This is a genomic window from Maribacter polysaccharolyticus (assembly GCF_028882255.1).
In the GTDB taxonomy this organism is placed as follows: Bacteria; Bacteroidota; Bacteroidia; order Flavobacteriales; family Flavobacteriaceae; genus Maribacter_A; species Maribacter_A polysaccharolyticus.
The window spans coordinates 140,230-158,472 of sequence record NZ_JARBUY010000006.1 but is presented as its reverse complement, the minus strand read 5'-3'; the positions used below and the strand labels follow the sequence as shown (position 1 = coordinate 158,472).

12 protein-coding genes and 2 tRNA genes are annotated in these 18,243 nt (G+C 42.6%); 9 read left to right on the top strand and 5 right to left on the bottom strand.

The features are described 5' to 3' along the window. From PHU20_RS18020 to PHU20_RS18010, 3 genes are all read right to left on the bottom strand, one after another. The coding region (locus PHU20_RS18020) for a glutamate synthase subunit beta (RefSeq protein ID WP_274826803.1) at nucleotides 1-1,425 on the bottom strand (1,425 nt) is incomplete at its 3' end. Between the two features lie 8 nt (nucleotides 1,426-1,433). Next, nucleotides 1,434-5,942 carry a glutamate synthase large subunit gene (gene gltB / locus PHU20_RS18015; RefSeq protein WP_274826802.1) on the bottom strand — a complete coding sequence of 1,503 codons (4,509 nt, stop codon included), beginning with the start codon at nucleotides 5,940-5,942 and terminating at the stop codon, nucleotides 1,434-1,436. Between the two features lie 309 nt (nucleotides 5,943-6,251). Continuing rightward, a complete protein-coding gene (locus PHU20_RS18010) occupies nucleotides 6,252-7,394 on the bottom strand; it encodes an acyl-CoA dehydrogenase (RefSeq protein ID WP_274826801.1) in 1,143 nt (380 codons plus the stop codon). Between the two features lie 273 nt (nucleotides 7,395-7,667). On the opposite strand from PHU20_RS18010, the gene PHU20_RS18005 reads away from it, so the two are divergent. The 9 genes from PHU20_RS18005 to PHU20_RS17965 all read left to right on the top strand — a co-directional run bounded on the left by PHU20_RS18005 (nucleotide 7,668) and on the right by PHU20_RS17965 (nucleotide 14,841). Continuing rightward, the gene (locus PHU20_RS18005; protein ID WP_274826800.1) at nucleotides 7,668-8,903 is read left to right on the top strand and encodes a Glu/Leu/Phe/Val dehydrogenase dimerization domain-containing protein; all 1,236 of its coding nucleotides are present in this window, start codon (nucleotides 7,668-7,670) and stop codon (nucleotides 8,901-8,903) included. Between the two features lie 12 nt (nucleotides 8,904-8,915). After that, nucleotides 8,916-10,253: a sodium:proton antiporter NhaD gene (nhaD, locus tag PHU20_RS18000; RefSeq protein WP_274826799.1), complete on the top strand. Its 1,338-nt coding sequence runs from the start codon at nucleotides 8,916-8,918 to the stop codon at nucleotides 10,251-10,253. A 50-nt stretch (nucleotides 10,254-10,303) separates the two neighbouring features. Further along, nucleotides 10,304-10,996, top strand: coding sequence for a MotA/TolQ/ExbB proton channel family protein (locus PHU20_RS17995; protein WP_274826798.1), 693 nt, complete (start codon nucleotides 10,304-10,306; stop codon nucleotides 10,994-10,996). Nucleotides 10,997-11,002: 6 nt separating this feature from the next. Beyond that, nucleotides 11,003-11,389 (top strand): ExbD/TolR family protein, encoded by a 387-nt coding sequence (locus tag PHU20_RS17990; RefSeq protein ID WP_188244122.1) that lies wholly within the window; start codon nucleotides 11,003-11,005, stop codon nucleotides 11,387-11,389. A 150-nt stretch (nucleotides 11,390-11,539) separates the two neighbouring features. Next, a complete protein-coding gene (locus tag PHU20_RS17985) occupies nucleotides 11,540-12,439 on the top strand; it encodes an energy transducer TonB (protein WP_274826797.1) in 900 nt (299 codons plus the stop codon). Further along, nucleotides 12,440-13,651: a bifunctional folylpolyglutamate synthase/dihydrofolate synthase gene (locus PHU20_RS17980; RefSeq protein WP_274826796.1), complete on the top strand. Its 1,212-nt coding sequence runs from the start codon at nucleotides 12,440-12,442 to the stop codon at nucleotides 13,649-13,651. Nucleotides 13,652-13,710: 59 nt separating this feature from the next. Next, nucleotides 13,711-13,785, top strand: a tRNA-Val gene (locus PHU20_RS17975). Nucleotides 13,786-14,364: 579 nt separating this feature from the next. Continuing rightward, nucleotides 14,365-14,649 carry a hypothetical protein gene (locus PHU20_RS17970; RefSeq protein WP_274826795.1) on the top strand — a complete coding sequence of 95 codons (285 nt, stop codon included), beginning with the start codon at nucleotides 14,365-14,367 and terminating at the stop codon, nucleotides 14,647-14,649. Between the two features lie 117 nt (nucleotides 14,650-14,766). Beyond that, nucleotides 14,767-14,841, top strand: a tRNA-Val gene (locus PHU20_RS17965). A 30-nt stretch (nucleotides 14,842-14,871) separates the two neighbouring features. Here the strand turns inward: PHU20_RS17965 and PHU20_RS17960 are convergent. Together PHU20_RS17960 and gldJ are read right to left on the bottom strand one after the other, a co-directional pair. Then, nucleotides 14,872-16,152 (bottom strand): UDP-N-acetylmuramoyl-tripeptide--D-alanyl-D-alanine ligase, encoded by a 1,281-nt coding sequence (locus PHU20_RS17960; protein WP_274826794.1) that lies wholly within the window; start codon nucleotides 16,150-16,152, stop codon nucleotides 14,872-14,874. 63 nt (nucleotides 16,153-16,215) lie between these two features. Further along, nucleotides 16,216-17,883 carry a gliding motility lipoprotein GldJ gene (gene gldJ / locus PHU20_RS17955; protein ID WP_274826793.1) on the bottom strand — a complete coding sequence of 556 codons (1,668 nt, stop codon included), beginning with the start codon at nucleotides 17,881-17,883 and terminating at the stop codon, nucleotides 16,216-16,218. Nucleotides 17,884-18,243 lie beyond the last annotated feature (360 nt).

Genomic DNA, 18,243 nt, shown 5'->3' with positions numbered 1-18,243 from the left:
GGATTGTCCCATAAGGTATTTGTCTATATGGTGCGCTGCCTGTCTCCCTTCCGATATGGCCCAAACGATCAATGACTGACCTCTGCGTTGATCCCCGGCAACAAAAACCCCTGGTACATTACTCATGTAATTTACAGCGGTGGCTTTAATGTTTGTTCGTGGGTCCACATCCAAACCTAATTGCTCTGCTATGGTCAATTCAGAACCGGTAAAACCAAGGGCCAAGAGGGCCAAATCACATTTCCATTCTTTTTCGGTTCCCGGCACCTCCTTAAGCATGGGCCGTTTACCGGGTTCTTTCACCCATTCCACTTCTGTTGTGATCAAGCCTTTGAGGTTGCCATCGGCATCGCCGATAAATTCTTTAGTCGATATACTGAAAAAACGTTTTGCCCCTTCTTTATGGGATGAGCTGGTGCGAAGTCGCATGGGCCAAAAAGGCCATGGTTGTCCTTCCGGTCTTTCCGGAGTGCCTTTGTCCATAATCTCAAAGTTGGATACCGACTTGGCTCCATGTCTGATTGAAGTTCCTATACAATCGGATCCGGTGTCACCACCACCGATAACGATGACGTCTTTATCGGTAGCCAATATTTCTTCACCCAAATCCTTAATGCCATCTACACGTCTATTGTTTTGTGCCAGGAAATCCATAGCCTGGACAACACCTTTAAGATCTACTCCCTTAATGGGCAAACTCCTACGTACGGTAGCTCCTCCACATAACACCAAGGCATCAAATTCTTTTTTAAGTTCACTTGCTTTTATGTCGACCCCAACATGAACCCCACATTTAAAAGTGATTCCTTCTTCTTCCAATATGGCCAATCTACGGTCAATGACAGTTTTTTCCATTTTGAAATCAGGAATACCATAGCGAAGTAATCCGCCCGGTTTTTCATCCCTTTCGAAAACCGTGACCAAATGTCCGGCACGATTCAATTGTTGTGCTGCTGCCAGACCTGAAGGTCCGGAACCTATTACGGCCACTTTCTTGCCGGTACGCTCAGCTGGAGGTACGGGTTTGATCCAACCATTTGTAAAGGCGGTCTCGACAATATTCTTTTCGATATTTTCAATACTCACGGGATCTTCATTGATACCCAGTACGCATGCCTCTTCGCAAGGTGCAGGGCATAGTCTTCCCGTGAATTCGGGGAAATTATTGGTCGAATGTAAAATTTTAGCGGCTTTTTCCCATTTGCCACGGTATACGGCATCATTGAAATCAGGGATTAGATTGCCTAAAGGACAACCGCTATGGCAAAAAGGAATGCCACAATCCATACAACGGGCACCTTGATCTTTTAATTCCGTTTCTTTCATCGGAAGGGTAAATTCCTTATAATTCTTTACCCTTGCATCCACTGGTGCGTATTCTTCTGTTTTTCTATCGAATTCCAAAAAACCTGTAATCTTTCCCATGTTCCGATTTAAATTGTTTCTAATTTTTCTTTTTCCAAACGTATCAACGCTTGTTTATATTCCTCAGGGAAGACCTTGACAAAGTCCGGGAGACATTCTTCCCAATGTTCAAGTATACGTTGTGCCAACGGACTCATGGTGTAGTTGTAGTGGCTTTCGATAAGGTCTTTTAGTTGCTTTATATCATCATTTTCTTCAACAGGTAATAGGTTCAATGCTTCTATGTTGCATTGTTTCACGAAAGTTTTGTTCTTGTCGTATACATAGGCGATGCCACCGCTCATACCTGCGCCGAAATTGCGTCCTACTTCTCCGAGAATAACTGCGACTCCTCCGGTCATATATTCACAACCATGGTCGCCAATACCCTCGACTACGGTTTTGGCTCCGGAGTTCCGTACACAAAATCGTTCCCCCGCTTTACCATTGATATAAGCCCGTCCGGCGGTAGCCCCATAAAGGGTTACGTTACCGGTTATTATGTTGTCTTCAGGTACAATGGTCGATTTTTCAGGAACCTTGATGATCAACTTTGCACCCGATAGCCCTTTGCCCAAATAATCGTTGGTATTACCGTTTACGATCATGGTGAGGCCCCGGGTAGCGAATGCCCCAAAACTTTGCCCCGCAGAACCCGTGAAATTCAACTTAATGGTATTCAAGGGCAGCCCTTGGGCACCATAAACTTTTGAAATTTCGTTACTGATAATCGCCCCAATGGCCCTGTCGGTATTCTTTATAGGGAAATCCAAGGAGATTTTTTCCTTTCGGAACAAGGCGGGATGTGCTTTTTCCAAAATTTCAAATTCGATCGATTTATCCACATCATGCTGTTGTTTCGTGGTATTATGGAACTTCGTTCCCTTGGGCACATCAATTTCATGAAGTATGGGTGATAGGTCTATTCCATTGGCTTTATAATGGTCGATGGCTTTCTTACGATCCAATTTTTGTACTTGGCCAACCATTTCATTAATGGTCCTAAACCCTAATTGTGCCATGATTTCCCGAAGTTCCTGGGCAACGAAGTACATGTAATTTACGACGTGCTCCGGTTTACCCTCGAATTTTTTACGCAATTCGGGATTTTGTGTGGCAATCCCTACGGGACAAGTATTCAAGTGGCAAACCCGCATCATAATACACCCGGAGGCCACTAAGGGAGCAGTTGCGAAACCGAATTCCTCGGCTCCCAAAAGACAGGCGACTGCCACGTCTCGACCGGTTTTCAATTGGCCGTCACATTCCAATACGATCCTGTTTCTAAGGTCGTTAAGTACCAAGGTTTGCTGTGCTTCGGCAATTCCCAATTCCCAAGGGAGTCCGGCATGCTTCAATGAGGTTAGGGGAGAGGCCCCTGTACCTCCATCAAAACCGGAAATGAGTACTACATCGGCTTTGGCCTTGGCCACCCCGGCAGCTACTGTGCCCACTCCAACTTCAGATACCAATTTAACGTTGATACGTGCTTTTCTGTTGGCGGATTTCAAATCGAAGATCAATTGGGATAAATCTTCGATGGAGTAAATATCGTGATGCGGTGGTGGGGATATCAATCCCACATAAGGGGTTGAATTCCTGGTTTTGGCAATGGCCGGATTCACTTTCGGGCCCGGTAATTGGCCACCTTCACCAGGTTTGGCACCTTGTGCCATTTTGATCTGTATCTCCTGGGCATTGGTCAAATAGTTTGAAGTTACCCCAAACCTTCCTGATGCAACCTGTTTAATGGCACTATTGAGCCAATCCCCTGTTTGGGTTCTATAAAAACGGATCGCATCTTCACCTCCTTCGCCCGAATTGCTCTTACCTCCAATACGGTTCATGGCAATGGCTAGGTTTTCATGGGCTTCCTTACTGATGGATCCATAAGACATTGCCCCGGTTTTAAATCGCTTTACGATTTCGGTCCAGGGTTCGACTTCATCCAACGGTATTGGGTCGTAATTCGAAAATTCGAACAAACCACGAATCGTCATCAAGTTTTTCGATTGCTCATTGACCATTGCGGCAAATTCCTTGTAGGTTTCAGGTTCATTGCCCCTTACCGCTTTTTGAAGTTTGGCGACCGATTCGGGATTGAACATGTGTTTTTCACCATTTCTTCTCCATCGGTATTCTCCACCGATTTCCAGATCAAGGGTAGCTGCTATATCTTTCTTGGCATAAGCCTTGTGATGTCTTTTGGCGATCTCTTTTTCTATTTCATAGAGTCCGATCCCTTGTATTCTGGTTGGGGTATTCGGGAAATATTTCTCGACTACCTTCGTATTTATTCCGATACATTCGAATAATTGCGATCCTCGATAGGAATTTAAGGTAGAGATCCCGATTTTGTTCATGACCTTAAGAATACCTTTACCTATGGCCTTGTTGTAGTTGTTGACGGCCTCCTCGAAGGTGAAATCGGTAATATCGTTCTCTTTGATCTGCTCTCCGATTATCTCATTGACCAAGTACGGATTGATGGCACTGGCGCCAAACCCGAACAAGAGGGCAAAATGGTGGACTTCCCGAGGTTCCGCGGATTCTATGATTATACTCAATTTGGAGCGATTTCCAATTTTTTGCAGTCCGCTGTTTACATAAGAGCAGGCCAATAAGGCCGGTATGGGTGCTTTTTCCTCATTCGTATTCCTATCTGAAAGAATGATGATGTTCGCACCTTCATCTATGGCTTTCGAGGCTTTGTCCAAAACGGTTTCAAGCGCATCTTCCAATCCGTTAAGACCTCTTTTGACCTCATAAAGGATCGGTATCGAGACGACACTGTAATCAGGACTGGCATCATAGTTTTTTATCTTGTCCAAATCTTCTTTCGAGATTACCGGATTTTGGATCTTTAATTTTCTACAGTGCTTTTCGGTTATCGTAAATAGGTTCTCATCCCGACCGAGTGTTAAACTGATGTCGGTAATCAATTCCTCACGAATCCCATCTAAAGGCGGATTGGTAACCTGTGCGAATAACTGTTTAAAATAATTGTAAATGTGCTGTGGACGTTCCGATAAAACCGCTATCGGGGTATCGGATCCCATGGAGCCTATAGGCTCCTTGGCGGTTTTGCCCATAGGAAGAATGATCGTATTGATATCTTCAAGGGTATATCCGAAAACGGCTTTTCTTTTTTCCAAAGAAGCTTCCCCTAAAAAGAGCGGACAATCGTTGTATGGGATGTTCCTAAGATGTACAAGATTTTCATCCAACCATTTTTTATACGGATGGCGCTGTGCTATTTCTTCCTTGATTTCCTCGTCATTGATGATCCTTCCTTCTTCCATGTTCACCAAGAACATCTTGCCCGGTTCAAGTCTGCCATGAAATTCCACATCTTCGGGTTTGATATCGATTACCCCGGTTTCGGAGGACATGATAACGTTGCCGTTTTTGGTCACGGTATAACGTGAAGGGCGAAGTCCGTTCCTATCGAGAAGGGCACCGATGTAATTTCCATCCGTAAAAGGGATTGAAGCTGGCCCGTCCCATGGTTCCATGGTACAGGAGTTATATTCATAGAAGGCTCTTTTGGCCTCTGACATTTCCGGGTTCTTCTCCCAAGCCTCGGGAACCAACATCATCATAGCTTCTGGGAGGGAGCGTCCCGTCATTAGGAGCAGTTCAACGACCATATCCATGGTTGCCGAATCTGATTTCCCCGGTAATATAACCGGTAATATTTTTTTAATATCGTCGCCGAACCAATCGCTTTTCAGCAGTTCTTCGCGCGATTTCATACGTGTGACGTTTCCACGCAAGGTATTTATCTCACCATTGTGGCACATGTACCTAAATGGTTGGGCCAGATCCCATGTAGGGAAGGTGTTGGTAGAGAAACGTTGATGTACCAGCGATAGTCTTGTAACGACCCTTGAATCCATAAGGTCGGTGTAATAAAGACTGATGTCCTTGGGCATTAATAGGCCCTTGAAGATGATTATTTTTGTGGACAGGCTGGGAACATAAAAGAATTTGCTCTCAGATAATTTTGATTTTAAAATGGCATGTTCGGTGATTTTCCTGGCGATGAACAATTTCAAATTGAATTGAAAATCATCTTGCTCGTCGTTTTCTTTGGAAATATAGACCTGTTTTACAAAAGGTTCGGTCTCCATGGCGATACGGCCCGGGATTGACCGGTTAACAGGGACATCCCTCCAGCCTAACAATCGTAATCCTTGGTTTTTAATGTTCTTTTCAAACTCGGAAATACAATATGTCCTTTGATTTTCCTTCTGGGGAAGGAAAATATTTCCAACGGCATATTCACCTGCAGGCGGAAGTTCAAAATCGCAGACATCGGTAAAGAAATCATGGGGAATATCTATGAGTATACCGGCTCCATCACCCGTTTTCCCATCGGCACTTACCGCACCTCGGTGTTCAAGTTTATCCAGAATCTCCAGTGCCTTGTGAATAATGTCATTGGACTTTTCACCTTTTAAGCTACATATAAAACCTGCACCGCAGTTATCGTGCTCAAATTCGGGCAGGTACATTCCTTGTTTCTTCAACTTCATATATTAAGGTATTTCTGTAAAAATATTACATTCTTTCAATTATATTTATCACTCATTTAATTTATAACAAAAAAAACCAACGTTTTTATATATTTGGTTTATTAACCTCAAAATCTAAATTTTAGGAAGGTTTTATTGAGAAATTCGCAATCATTTTTTGTTTGAAAAACCGGATTTTTTTTATTGGTGTGTCCATTATGGAAGAACATCCAGATAATTCCGGTAAAACAAGCAGTTTAACTTAGGTAGGTGGTCCTATTGTAATAGTAACCGTAAGTCTTAGGAAGTTACGGTTTCATAAAGATAAGCTTAATTACGTAGGATACCTCTTGAAATCACGATTTTTTGTATTTCGGAGGTGCCTTCATAAATCTGGGTAATCTTGGCATCGCGCATTAGCCGTTCAACGTGGTAGTCTTTTACGTAACCGTTTCCACCATGTATTTGCACCGCTTCGATCGAGGTGTCCATGGCTGTTTGGGAAGCGTGTAGTTTGGCAATGGCACCCGAGAGGTCATAATTGGCGCCAATATCCTTATCACGGGCCGCTTTGTATACCAATAACCTGGCAGCTTCTATTTGTGTGCACATGTCGGCCAATTTAAATGCAATGGCTTGGTGATTGGCGATCTCGGTGCCAAAGGCTTTGCGCTCCTTGGCATATTTTTTGGAGAGTTCGTATGCTCCGGCGGCAATGCCCAAAGCCTGGGCCGCGATGCCGATCCTCCCTCCGGCCAAGGTTTTCATCGCAAACTTGAATCCAAAGCCATCTTCACCGATCCTATTTTCTTTAGGGATCTTCACATCATTGAAAATCAGGGAATGGGTGTCACTGCCCCGTATTCCTAATTTATTTTCTTTAGGACCTATTTCAAAACCTGGCATATCTTTTTCTATAATTAGGGCGTTGATTCCCTTATGTCCTTTTTCTTTGTCGGTTTGGGCGATTACGATATAAACCGAAGCCGAATTGCCATTCGTTATCCAGTTCTTTGTTCCGTTGAGGATATAATGGTCACCTTTGTCGACTGCAGTGGTTTTCTGTGAGGTTGCATCGCTTCCTGCCTCCGGTTCGGAAAGGCAGAAGGCACCTATGACATCCCCAGAGGCCAATGGTTTTAAGTATTTGGTTTTTTGCGCTTCCGAGCCGTAGGTTTCCAATCCCCAGCAGACCAAGGAATTGTTGACCGATACGATAACCGAAGAGGAAGCATCGACTTTTGATAGCTCTTCCATGACAAGGACATAGGAAACGGTGTCAAGTCCACTACCGCCATATTCTGGATCCACCATCATACCCAAAAAACCGAGCTCCCCCATTCTCTTTACCTGTTCGGCGGGGAACTTTTGTTTTTCGTCACGTTCGATTACACCAGGCAGCAATTCATTTTGGGCAAATTCCCGGGCAGCTTCCTGAATCATCTTTTGTTCTTCGGATAAAGTGAAATCCATAGTCAACATTTTTGTATTCATAACAAATATACAGTTATGTTATAAATTTCAAAATGTAAAGGGGAGATGTTTCAGAAGTGTGAAATTTTTAAGTTTGGAAGAAGGAAATTCTATTATTTAAATTCTGTATTTTATATTTGTTCCTTCGAACTCCTCAATTTGATTTAAAACAAGATTATGGCACAACGCTGACCTCCTTTGGAGGAACTAATGTTAGAATGATGCGAGATATCAAGATGAAATCAAAATCACATAATCGGTAAAGTCAAACTAATGAAGAAACTTCTTCAGGCATTCGAGGATAAACAACCCGAAATCGTATTTCATTGGAAAGATCCAGAGACTGAAGCCGAAGGCTGGGCAGTGATCAATTCGCTCAGGGGTGGTGCTGCCGGTGGGGGTACGCGTATGAGGGAAGGTCTTGATCTGAACGAAGTGCTTTCCTTGGCAAAGACCATGGAAGTTAAATTCACGGTCTCAGGCCCTCCGATAGGCGGTGCTAAATCAGGTATTAATTTCAATCCCAATGATCCCAGGAAAAAAGGGGTGTTGGAAAGATGGTACCACGCTGTAGCCCCGCTGTTGAAAAGTTATTATGGTACTGGGGGGGATTTGAATGTGGATGAGATCAAGGAAGTGATACCGATAACGGAAGATGCTGGGGTCTGGCATCCCCAAGAAGGGGTTTTCAATGGTCATTTTAAACCAACGGAAGCCGATAAGATCAATAGGATCGGACAATTGCGCTTGGGGGTGGTTAAACCCCTTGAGAGTAGTAGGTATTCACCTGATGTTTCCCGTAAATATACGGTTGCCGATCTGATAACGGGTTATGGGGTCGCGGAAGCCGTACGGCATTACTACGATATTTTTGGCGGTAATGTAATGGGTAAACGTGCCGTTATCCAAGGTTTTGGAAACGTCGGCGGTGCTGCTGCTTTTTATCTGGCCCAGATGGGTGCCAAAATCGTCGGTATTTTGGATCGGACGGGAGGGGTCATTAAAAAGGATGGCTTTACTTTTGAGGAAATCAAGGATTTTTATTTGAATAAGAGGGGAAACAACCTGATGGCCAGCGCCGATGAAATGCTTCCCTTCGAAGAGATCAATGAAAAAATCTGGAACCTTCAGACCGAGATATTCGCTCCCTGTGCAGCATCAAGATTGATAACCAAAGATCAAATTTCCAAGTTGATGGCTACGGGACTCGAAGTGATTTCATGTGGGGCTAACGTTCCTTTTGCCGATAAGGAGATCTTCTTCGGGCCGATTATGGAATATGCCGATGGCAAAGTGAGTCTTATTCCCGATTTTATTTCCAATTGTGGAATGGCACGTGTTTTTGCCTATTTTATGGAGCAAAGGGTGGGTATGGATGATGAATTGATATTTAAGGATACATCCGATACCATTAGAAAAGCAATTTTAAATATCTTTAAACAAAATCAAACAAAAATAAATTTAAGTAAAACCGGATTTGAAATTGCGCTAAAGCAATTAGTTAAATAAATTTTAATACATATGGAAACCATTATTATTGCCATTTTCCTAGCTGGGTATCTTGCCATAACGCTAGAACACAACCTTAAAATAGATAAATTGATTCCCGCCTTGGCCATGATGGCCTTGCTTTGGGCGGTAATTGCTTTGGGGCATATGCCGGTCTTTGAGGTGAATGCGGAACTTAAGGAGTTGGAGGCGACCCATATCGATGAGATATTGTTGCATCATTTGGGAAAGACGGCGGAGATATTGTTTTTCTTGCTTGGGGCAATGACCATTGTTGAGATTATTGATTATTTTGATGGTTTTGCGGCGATAAAAGGGTTTATAAAAACAAGGAGTAAAAGAAAATTACTTTGGCTATTTTCCATATTGGCTTTTGTACTTTCCGCTATAATAGATAACCTAACGGCAACGATCGTTTTGATTACCATTTTACAGAAGGTGATCAATGATAGGAATACCCGTTTATGGTTTGCGGGGATGATTATAATCGCTGCCAATGCAGGTGGGGCTTGGTCGCCTATCGGTGATGTTACGACAACGATGTTGTGGATTGCCAACAAGGTAAGTGCCCTGCAATTAATAGAACATGTATTGATTCCGTCGATAATCTGTATGGTGGTACCGGTACTTGTGGCCAGTCGAAACAAAGCTTTTAAAGGACAGATAGAAGGGGATGTTGATGGGGATGAAGGACCAAAATCCAAATTTGGGCCAACCATGTTGTATTTAGGGCTATCTGCAATAGTATTTGTGCCGATTTTCAAGACGGTAACCCATTTGCCTCCATATGTGGGAATGATGCTTTCCTTGGCGGTTGTGGCCACATTTGCGGAAATATACAGCAATTCAAAGTTCAATATTTCAAATGTGCATGGGGAGGACAATGATTCCGTTGGCCATCATAGCCCCGTACATCATTCTTTATCAAAGATAGAATTGCCTAGTATCTTATTCTTTTTAGGGATACTTTTGGCTGTAGCTGCATTGGAATCTTTGGGTATACTCTTCCATGCTGCCGGAGGTTTGAATACGGCCATTCCCAATACGGATATTGTTGTAATGCTTTTTGGGGTAGGATCTGCCGTAATCGACAATGTTCCTTTGGTAGCGGCAAGTATGGGGATGTTTTCTGAACCTATGGATAATCCACTATGGCATTTTATCGCTTATTCCGCTGGTACGGGGGGTAGTATGTTGATCATAGGTTCCGCTGCAGGTGTTGTGGCCATGGGGATGGAGAAAATCGATTTCTTCTGGTACCTAAAGAAAATCGCATGGCTGGCATTGATCGGATTTTTGGCCGGTGCCGCATCCTTCGTTTTATTGAGGGATTTTCTGTTAAACGCATAATTTTATCGATAAATTACCGTTATTAAGGCAACGTAAAGAAGAGAAACTATATGTCAATGTTACAAGATCTTACTCAAGACCCGGCCGTGGGTGAAATGCTATCCGAAGAAAAGACGCTATCGGTAATGGATTTGATTTTCAGCGGTGGTACGGGAAGTATCGTCATTATTGCTATTTTATTCATTTTGTTGTTTGTTGCCCTCTATATCTATTTCGAACGGATTTTCGCCATTAAGGCGGCATCGAAAATAGATAAGGACTTTATGAACCAGATACGGGACCATATCACCAATGGTAAATTGGATGCGGCAAAATTGTTGTGCGCCCAGACCGATTCCCCAGTGGCCCGATTAACCGAAAAAGGGGTGTCGAGAATCGGCAAACCATTGGACGATATAAATACGGCCATCGAAAATGCGGGTACTTTGGAGGTTTATAAGTTAGAAAGGAACGTAAGTGTTTTGGCAACCGTTGCCGGTGCAGCTCCCATGATCGGTTTCTTGGGAACGGTCATTGGTATGATTCTGGCATTCCATGAAATGGCAACGAGTGGGGGACAAGCGGAAATGGGATCCTTGGCATCGGGTATATATACGGCCATGACCACTACGGTGGCAGGTTTGATCGTAGGTATCATTGCCTATATCGGCTACAATCATTTGGTGAACAGAACGGATAAAGTCGTTCACAAAATGGAAGCGAATGCCGTTGAGTTCCTCGATTTGTTGAACGAACCCCTATAGGCATCGATGAAATTAAAAGGAAGAAATAAGGTAAGTCCGGACTTCAGCATGTCGTCCATGACAGATATTGTTTTCTTGTTGTTGATATTCTTTATGTTAACCGCAAATTCACCCAATGCATTGGATTTGTTGTTGCCAAAGGCAAAAGGTAAATCGACGAATACACAGAATGTTTCAGTAAGCATCAATAAGAACTTGGAATATTTTGTGAACAACGAGAGAATAAACGGGGAATATATTGAAATTGAATTGAAAAAGGCACTGAAAGGTCAAGACAAACCTACAATAATCCTTAGGGCAGAAGAGAGTGTAGCCATAAAAGAGGCCGTACACGTCATGGATATAGCGAATCGGAACAATTATAAGGTAATCTTGGCCGTACGACCTAACTAGTACAATACGGCTTAAAGATCCACAGCTGTTTTATTTCTTTTTCACAACTGTTTTTTGAACGCTGATTTTGACTCTGGCTTAATATTTGTTTCCTTGTGCAAAGGAATAATCCAAAAGGTCAATACGACATTTTAAAATACCATTGTTATAATGTCATTTTTAGATACGAGACACAAGAAAAAATCATTTACACTGACAACAGCCTTGTTGAGTGTACTCGTGTTATTGCTTTTTTATATTGGGTTGACGTACTTGGACCCACCTATTGAGAATGGCATTTCCGTAAATTTCGGTACGATGGAATTTGGAATGGGGGATACCCAACCTAAAGAAAAAATCAAGTCTGAACCCTTGGATATTCCCGAGCCTCCAAACACTAAGGAGGAACAGGTGCAGGAAGCCATACCGGAAGAGGTTAAGGAAGAAGTGGTAGCGAAGGAACCGCCTGCCGAAAAGGTTCTTACACAGGAAAGCGAGGAATCGATTAAGATAAAACAACAGCAGGAAGCCAAGAAAAAAGCTGAGGCGGAAGCAAAAAAAGCCAAGGCTGAGGCGGATAGGATTGCACGGGAAAAACGGGAAGCTGAAGAACGGAAATTACAAGAGCAACAGGCGAAAAAAGCGGAATTGGATAAGCTTATGGGCGGACTCAATAATTCCGACGGTACGGCATCGGGAAGTGAAGGGGATGATACCCGGCCAGGGGATAAAGGGCAGCCCGAAGGCGATCCGTATGCGACCAGTTATTATGGTAGCCCAGGTTCAGGGAGCGGCACAGCCGGTTATGGCTTAAATGGCCGTTCTTTGGTCAGTAAGGGGGCCGTACAGCAAGAATGTAACCAAGAAGGGAGGGTAGTCGTTAAAATTGTCGTGGATCGTACCGGGAAGGTAATCAATGCCACTCCTGGGGTAAAAGGAACGACCAATAACGATCCCTGTTTGTTGGAGCCCGCAAAGAAAACGGCATTCAAACATAAATGGAATTTGGATTCCAATGCACCCAGCCAACAAATCGGTTTTGTGGTGGTCAATTTTAAATTAGGGGGATAAGTGACCTATAAAGAAACCTTGGATTGGATGTTCGGCCAACTTCCAGCCTATCAGCAAAAAGGGAAAGTCGCATATAATGGTAAAATGGATAATATCCAGGCTTTTTCATCATATTTATTGCATCCTGAAACAAAATTCAAAAGCATACACGTGGCAGGTACCAATGGTAAAGGTTCCAGTAGTCACATGTTGGCCTCCATTCTGCAGGAGGCAGGTTATAAGGTCGGACTTTATACCTCGCCCCATTTAAAAGACTTTAGGGAGCGTATCAAAATCAATGGGAAGACCATTCGAAAGAAAGAGGTTGTCCGGTTTATTAAAAAGAATAAAGTCTTTTTAGAAGAAAACCGATTGTCTTTTTTTGAAATGACCGTAGGGATGGCCTTTGATTACTTTGCCCAACAGCATGTCGATATTGCGGTTGTGGAGGTAGGCTTGGGCGGTCGGTTGGATTCAACCAATATCCTTAAGCCAGAGGTGGCATTGATTACCAATATCGGGATGGATCACTTGGAAATGCTTGGGGATACCCTTTCGAAGATTGCTGTAGAGAAAGCGGGCATCATCAAAGAGGATACCCCTGTTGTCATTAGTGAGCATCAAGAAGAAATAGCCGAGGTCTTTACATCCATAGCGGCATCAAAGCATGCCAAGCTGGTTTTTGCCGATCAGACCATCCTTAAAACCTTTAAGACGTCTTTGCTGGGTAACTATCAAAATAAGAACGTCAAAGGAGTTCTGGCCGTTTTAAATGAACTGAAGGACTTTTCAATTAAAAAAAGGCATATAAAAAGGGGGTTGAAACGTGTCGTAAAAAACACGGGATTATTGGGAAGGTGGCAAATATTGGATAAATATCCAATGACCATTTGCGATACGGCGCATAATAAGGAGGGACTGACCTATGTTATCGACCAATTAGGGCAGCAAGAATTCAATGAATTGCACATGGTCCTCGGGTTCGTCAAGGAAAAGGATTTGGATGGTATATTGCCACTTTTGCCACAAAAGGCCCGTTATTATTTTTGTCGGCCAAATATCATACGCGGTTTGGATGCGACCATTCTTGCCAAGAAGGCCAATGGGCTTGGGTTATTTGGTAAGTCTTATGGCTCTGTGGATAAAGCCTTTAGGGCGGCCAAAAAAAAGGCAGGAAAGGATGATTTGATATTTATTGGCGGCAGTACTTTTACCGTAGCCGAAGTAGTGTGATATTTTTTTGATTTTTTCTTTTGGGAAAAGGAAAACTATTCTATATTTGCACCCCGTTAGGGCTCTTAGCTCAGTTGGTTCAGAGCACCTGCCTTACAAGCAGGGGGTCACTGGTTCGAATCCAGTAGGGCCCACAAAGGCTATCTAAATTTTAGATAGCCTTTTTTTATTTGTGTTATTGCTACCTCCTCAAGGCATTTTGTCCTATTCCTGAAGATTATATTACTTACTGACCTTGGTAAACTTGTTTCGGCCTATTTGGACATCAGAATTATCGGTTTCGAGTGACTGAGGATCTTTTTAAAATTTTCTGGGATTTCCAGAGATGATTACGGGTCAAGAATGACAAGGTCTTTCTTAATGAAGGAATCCTACACACCGTTTGGTTCTTTGCCGCAAAAAAATGCCTATAGTGCCCTCTTTGACGGACTTCCGATCTTATTTGAGGGTAGGATGGCTCAATAACCAGTAAATTTCCGGTTAGGCCAACACATACGGGTGGTTTTGACGATATAGGTTACTATTAATATGGTGTACTTTAAGAGCTGATGGTGTAAGGGGGAAGGTCGAAACATGTAATTAAACCATAAAATTATAAAGATGGACAAGTTATTTTTTGATGGAAAGGAGTAAAGAGTTAACTTTAAACGTCTATGTGTGATAGATGCCCCTAATATGCCGTATGATTTAATGCTAAAAATCACAAGGATGCTATGAAAACGAATTCAAAATTATGGATAACCGTATTGATACTGGTTGTTGTAGGATTTAGTATAGGAATATACTTACAGGATCTAAAACATCAACAGAGTACGGAGGCTGCTTGGCAGGCCAATCGGTTCAATATTAAGCGCTTCAACAAGATAAGAAACTATAATTTGAATATGAACCCGTCAAATTGGAGGTTTATGCGCGATAGTATCGAGCAACAATTCGATAGTTTGATGATTTTGAGGTTCAGAAAGGAAATGGATAGTCTATACTCCCAAAATCAATAAAGGGCCACTACTTTCTTCAAGGGTCTTGGATTTTTTTTTTGAAATCGGCGATCATTCTTGTCATTGAAGTTTTCGGAATAAAAAAATAGTCATACCTTAGCGCCCTGAAAAATTCTTGGGATATTAGCTCAGTTGGTTTAGAGCGCTGCCTTGACAGGGCAGAGGTCACTGGTTCGAATCCAGTATATCCCACTTCTTTCCCACTTTTACCCTAAGGCAACTTTAGAGCAAATCGAGCAAGCGTTCCATGGCCATGCCTCTAGAACCCTTGATCAGGATTTTACCCTTATTAGGTAAGCCAATGTCCTTGAAGTTTGGGGCAAGGGCTTCGAAATTCTTGTATTTCGAGGCAGGACCATCGGTCTTGTTGAAATGCTCTCCCAATAAGAAAACCATATCCAGATTGAGTTGAGTGGTCAAATCGGCTATTTTTTGATGTTCCAATGGGGCCGAAGTGCCCAACTCGAACATGTCGCCCAAAAACGCAATCTTTGGCCCCCCTACCAAATTACTGAAATTTTCCAACGCGGCTTTCATGCTCGTCGGATTCGCATTATAAGCATCCAAGACGATCTGTCTGCCGTTATTTTCAATGATCTGCGACCTGTTGTTTTGCGGAACGTAGGTCTCAATGGCCTTTTGAACGGCGTTTATGGGAACATTGAAATGATGGCCAATGAGAATGGCGGCACAACAATTCGTAAAATTATAACTTCCGATTAAATGGGATCGAATAATCGTTTCTTCCGCCTGTAGGGAAACAAATGGGTCGGCTTTTAAGAAGTTTATCGTATAGTGGTTCCCTTCCCTTTTTTGTGTAAAACCATATTTATCATTGTAGTCTTGCAATTTATCCAATTGAATAGGGTCATCTGCATTATAGAATAAGGTTCCTTTGTGTCCGATGATATGGTCATAAAGTTCGCTTTTGCCCTGTATTACCCCCTCGATACCCCCAAACCCTTCCAGGTGGGCTTTTCCGAAATTCGTGATGTAACCATAATCCGGTTCGGCAAGGGAACAAAGGAATTCGATCTCCTTGAGGTGGTTGGCCCCCATTTCCACGATGGCCATCTCGGTATCTTCCTTGATGGATAATAGAGTCAAGGGAACTCCAATATGGTTGTTGAGATTGCCAACCGTTGCCACGGTTTTATATTTTTGGGAAAGAACGGCGTTTATCAGCTCTTTGGTCGTTGTTTTTCCGTTACTGCCGGTAAGGGCCAGGATCTTTGCGTTACACTGTTTTCTATGGTAATTGGCTAGGGCTTGTAGGGTGGTCAAAACATCATCGACCATAATGGTCTTGTCTAGGCCGGCATATTTGCTGTCGTCGATTATGGCATATGAAGCCCCTTTTTCCAAGGCTGCTTCCGCATAATCGTTACCATTGAAATTATCACCTTTCAAGGCGAAAAAAAGGCAATTTTCCGTGATTTTACGGGTATCCGTACAAACATCGGGAAATTGTAAAAAGATGTGATGAAGTTGGGTTATGCTCATAAACCAAAGATAAAAAAAAGCCCCGACCTTATGGTCGGGGCTCACTATTTAACTGTAGTAATTTTATTTGGCTTTTTTGCCTCTTACCGTTTTGTTTTTCGTTTTCGATTTTGAACCTACCCTTGACATTGCACATCGGAAACCGATATAGTCGGTAGCCATATATTGTGGTAAGTACCTACGTTGTGCGGGATCTAACCAATAAGCCCTATCCCTCCATGAGCCTCCTTTGTAAACCCGTACCTCATCATTGATCAATGTGGTCCTGTTGTTGGAGCGGTCATATTGACGTATCAAATTACCGGACGAATCCCTTTCTACCTTGTGTTTTGGGGAATCATACATTTTTTTCTTGTCTTCCTCTTCCTCTTCACTGAACCTGTCGAAGAATCTGGATGAACTTGGTTCCCCGTCCCTATATCCTCTATTGTCACTTGATGAGAAATTGGTTCTTAAATAGGTTTCTTCTTCATCTACCGGTACCATTTTAATTTCACCGGGTAAATTAACAGCTACGACCTTACCTGTAGGCAATGTGTCATAAACCACTGAATCCCTCAATATATTCACTTTACCATCCTCACCTATGGCGGTTTTCAAATAGATGTTCCCCCTGTAGTAGTTAAAGTCACTTATTTCGTCGTCTACGATAGGTCGGTATACATCGGCCACCCATTCGGCAACATTACCGGCCATGTCATAAAGACCAAGGTCGTTGGGTTTGTATGACATTACTTCAGCAGTAATATCGGCGCCATCATCGGACCAACCTGCGATTCCACCATAATCACCTTTACCTTGTTTAAAGTTGGCCAATTGATCGCCACGGCCCACACGTTGGCCATTTCTGGTATAGTCGCCTTCCCATGGATATTTCTTTCTTCCTCTATAATTGTTGTATTCCCTTGATCCCACCTGGGCCTGGGCAGCATATTCCCACTCCGTTTCCGTAGGTAATCTGTATTCGGGCATGATGACACCGCTGCTTCTTTTTGCGAAGGTACTGATGCTGTCCTTTTTCTTGTTCCCTTGAAGTGAATCTATTTGTCCGTTGTAGACAGATTCGGGTCTGTTCAAATAGGCTTCGGTACTGAACGTTCCAGCAACTTCACCTTGTGCGGCTTGGTATTTGGCATCTTTAGCCAAATAACCCTCTCTTTCCAACATTACTTCGTTTACACGGTCGGTCCTCCACTCGGCAAACTGTGTTGCTTGTATCCAGTTGACACCAACAACGGGATATTCTGCATAGGCAGGATGTCTTAGGTAATTATTGGTCATGGTTTCGTTAAAGCCAAGACGATTTCTCCAAACCAAGGTATCGGGTAAAGCCCCCTTGTAAATATTCGCATATTTAGGATTCTCGGGCGGGTATACACTCTTCAAATAATCCAAATACTCCAAGTACATAACATTGGTAACCTCGGTTTCATCCATATAAAAGGATTGAACATGCTGTGAGGTAGGGGTGTTGTTCCAATCGTGCATTACATCATCTTGCACTTTACCTTTGGTAAACGTTCCACCTTCTACAAAAACAAGACCTGGGGCAGTTTCCTGCTCCTTAAAGTCAGTGTTGAATTGGAAACCACCTTCTTTAGCATTGATTTTCCAACCTGTAGCTCTTGATACGTTTTTAGAAGATGAGGTTTTTTTGCTACAACTTGTAACACTGCAACCTCCCGCTATTACTGCACAAGAAAGTACAATTTTGATTAACTGTTTTTTCATAATTAGGACTTGAGTTCAAATATTTAAACTACCTTTTGCGTAGTTTGAATTTCTTATACTGATTAATTTGGTGTCACTTTCGGCTTATTAAACGATGTTTCGCCCATAATATTTTGTAACTGAAAAATAATTTCCGGGGTTTGCCCTTTTAAGTAAGACAAAAGCGTATATACAAAAAATATAACGGCGTATTTTTCAATATAGTATGGATTTGAAGAATTCTTTTGATTCCTACTTTGGACATTGATGGGGTGCAGATCGGAAAATTGATGTAAATGTAAATTACAAGGTCGATCGTGCCATTAAATGCAACCTTGATTTCAATATTTTCGATGAACGGTATAAGATATTTTTAAAAAG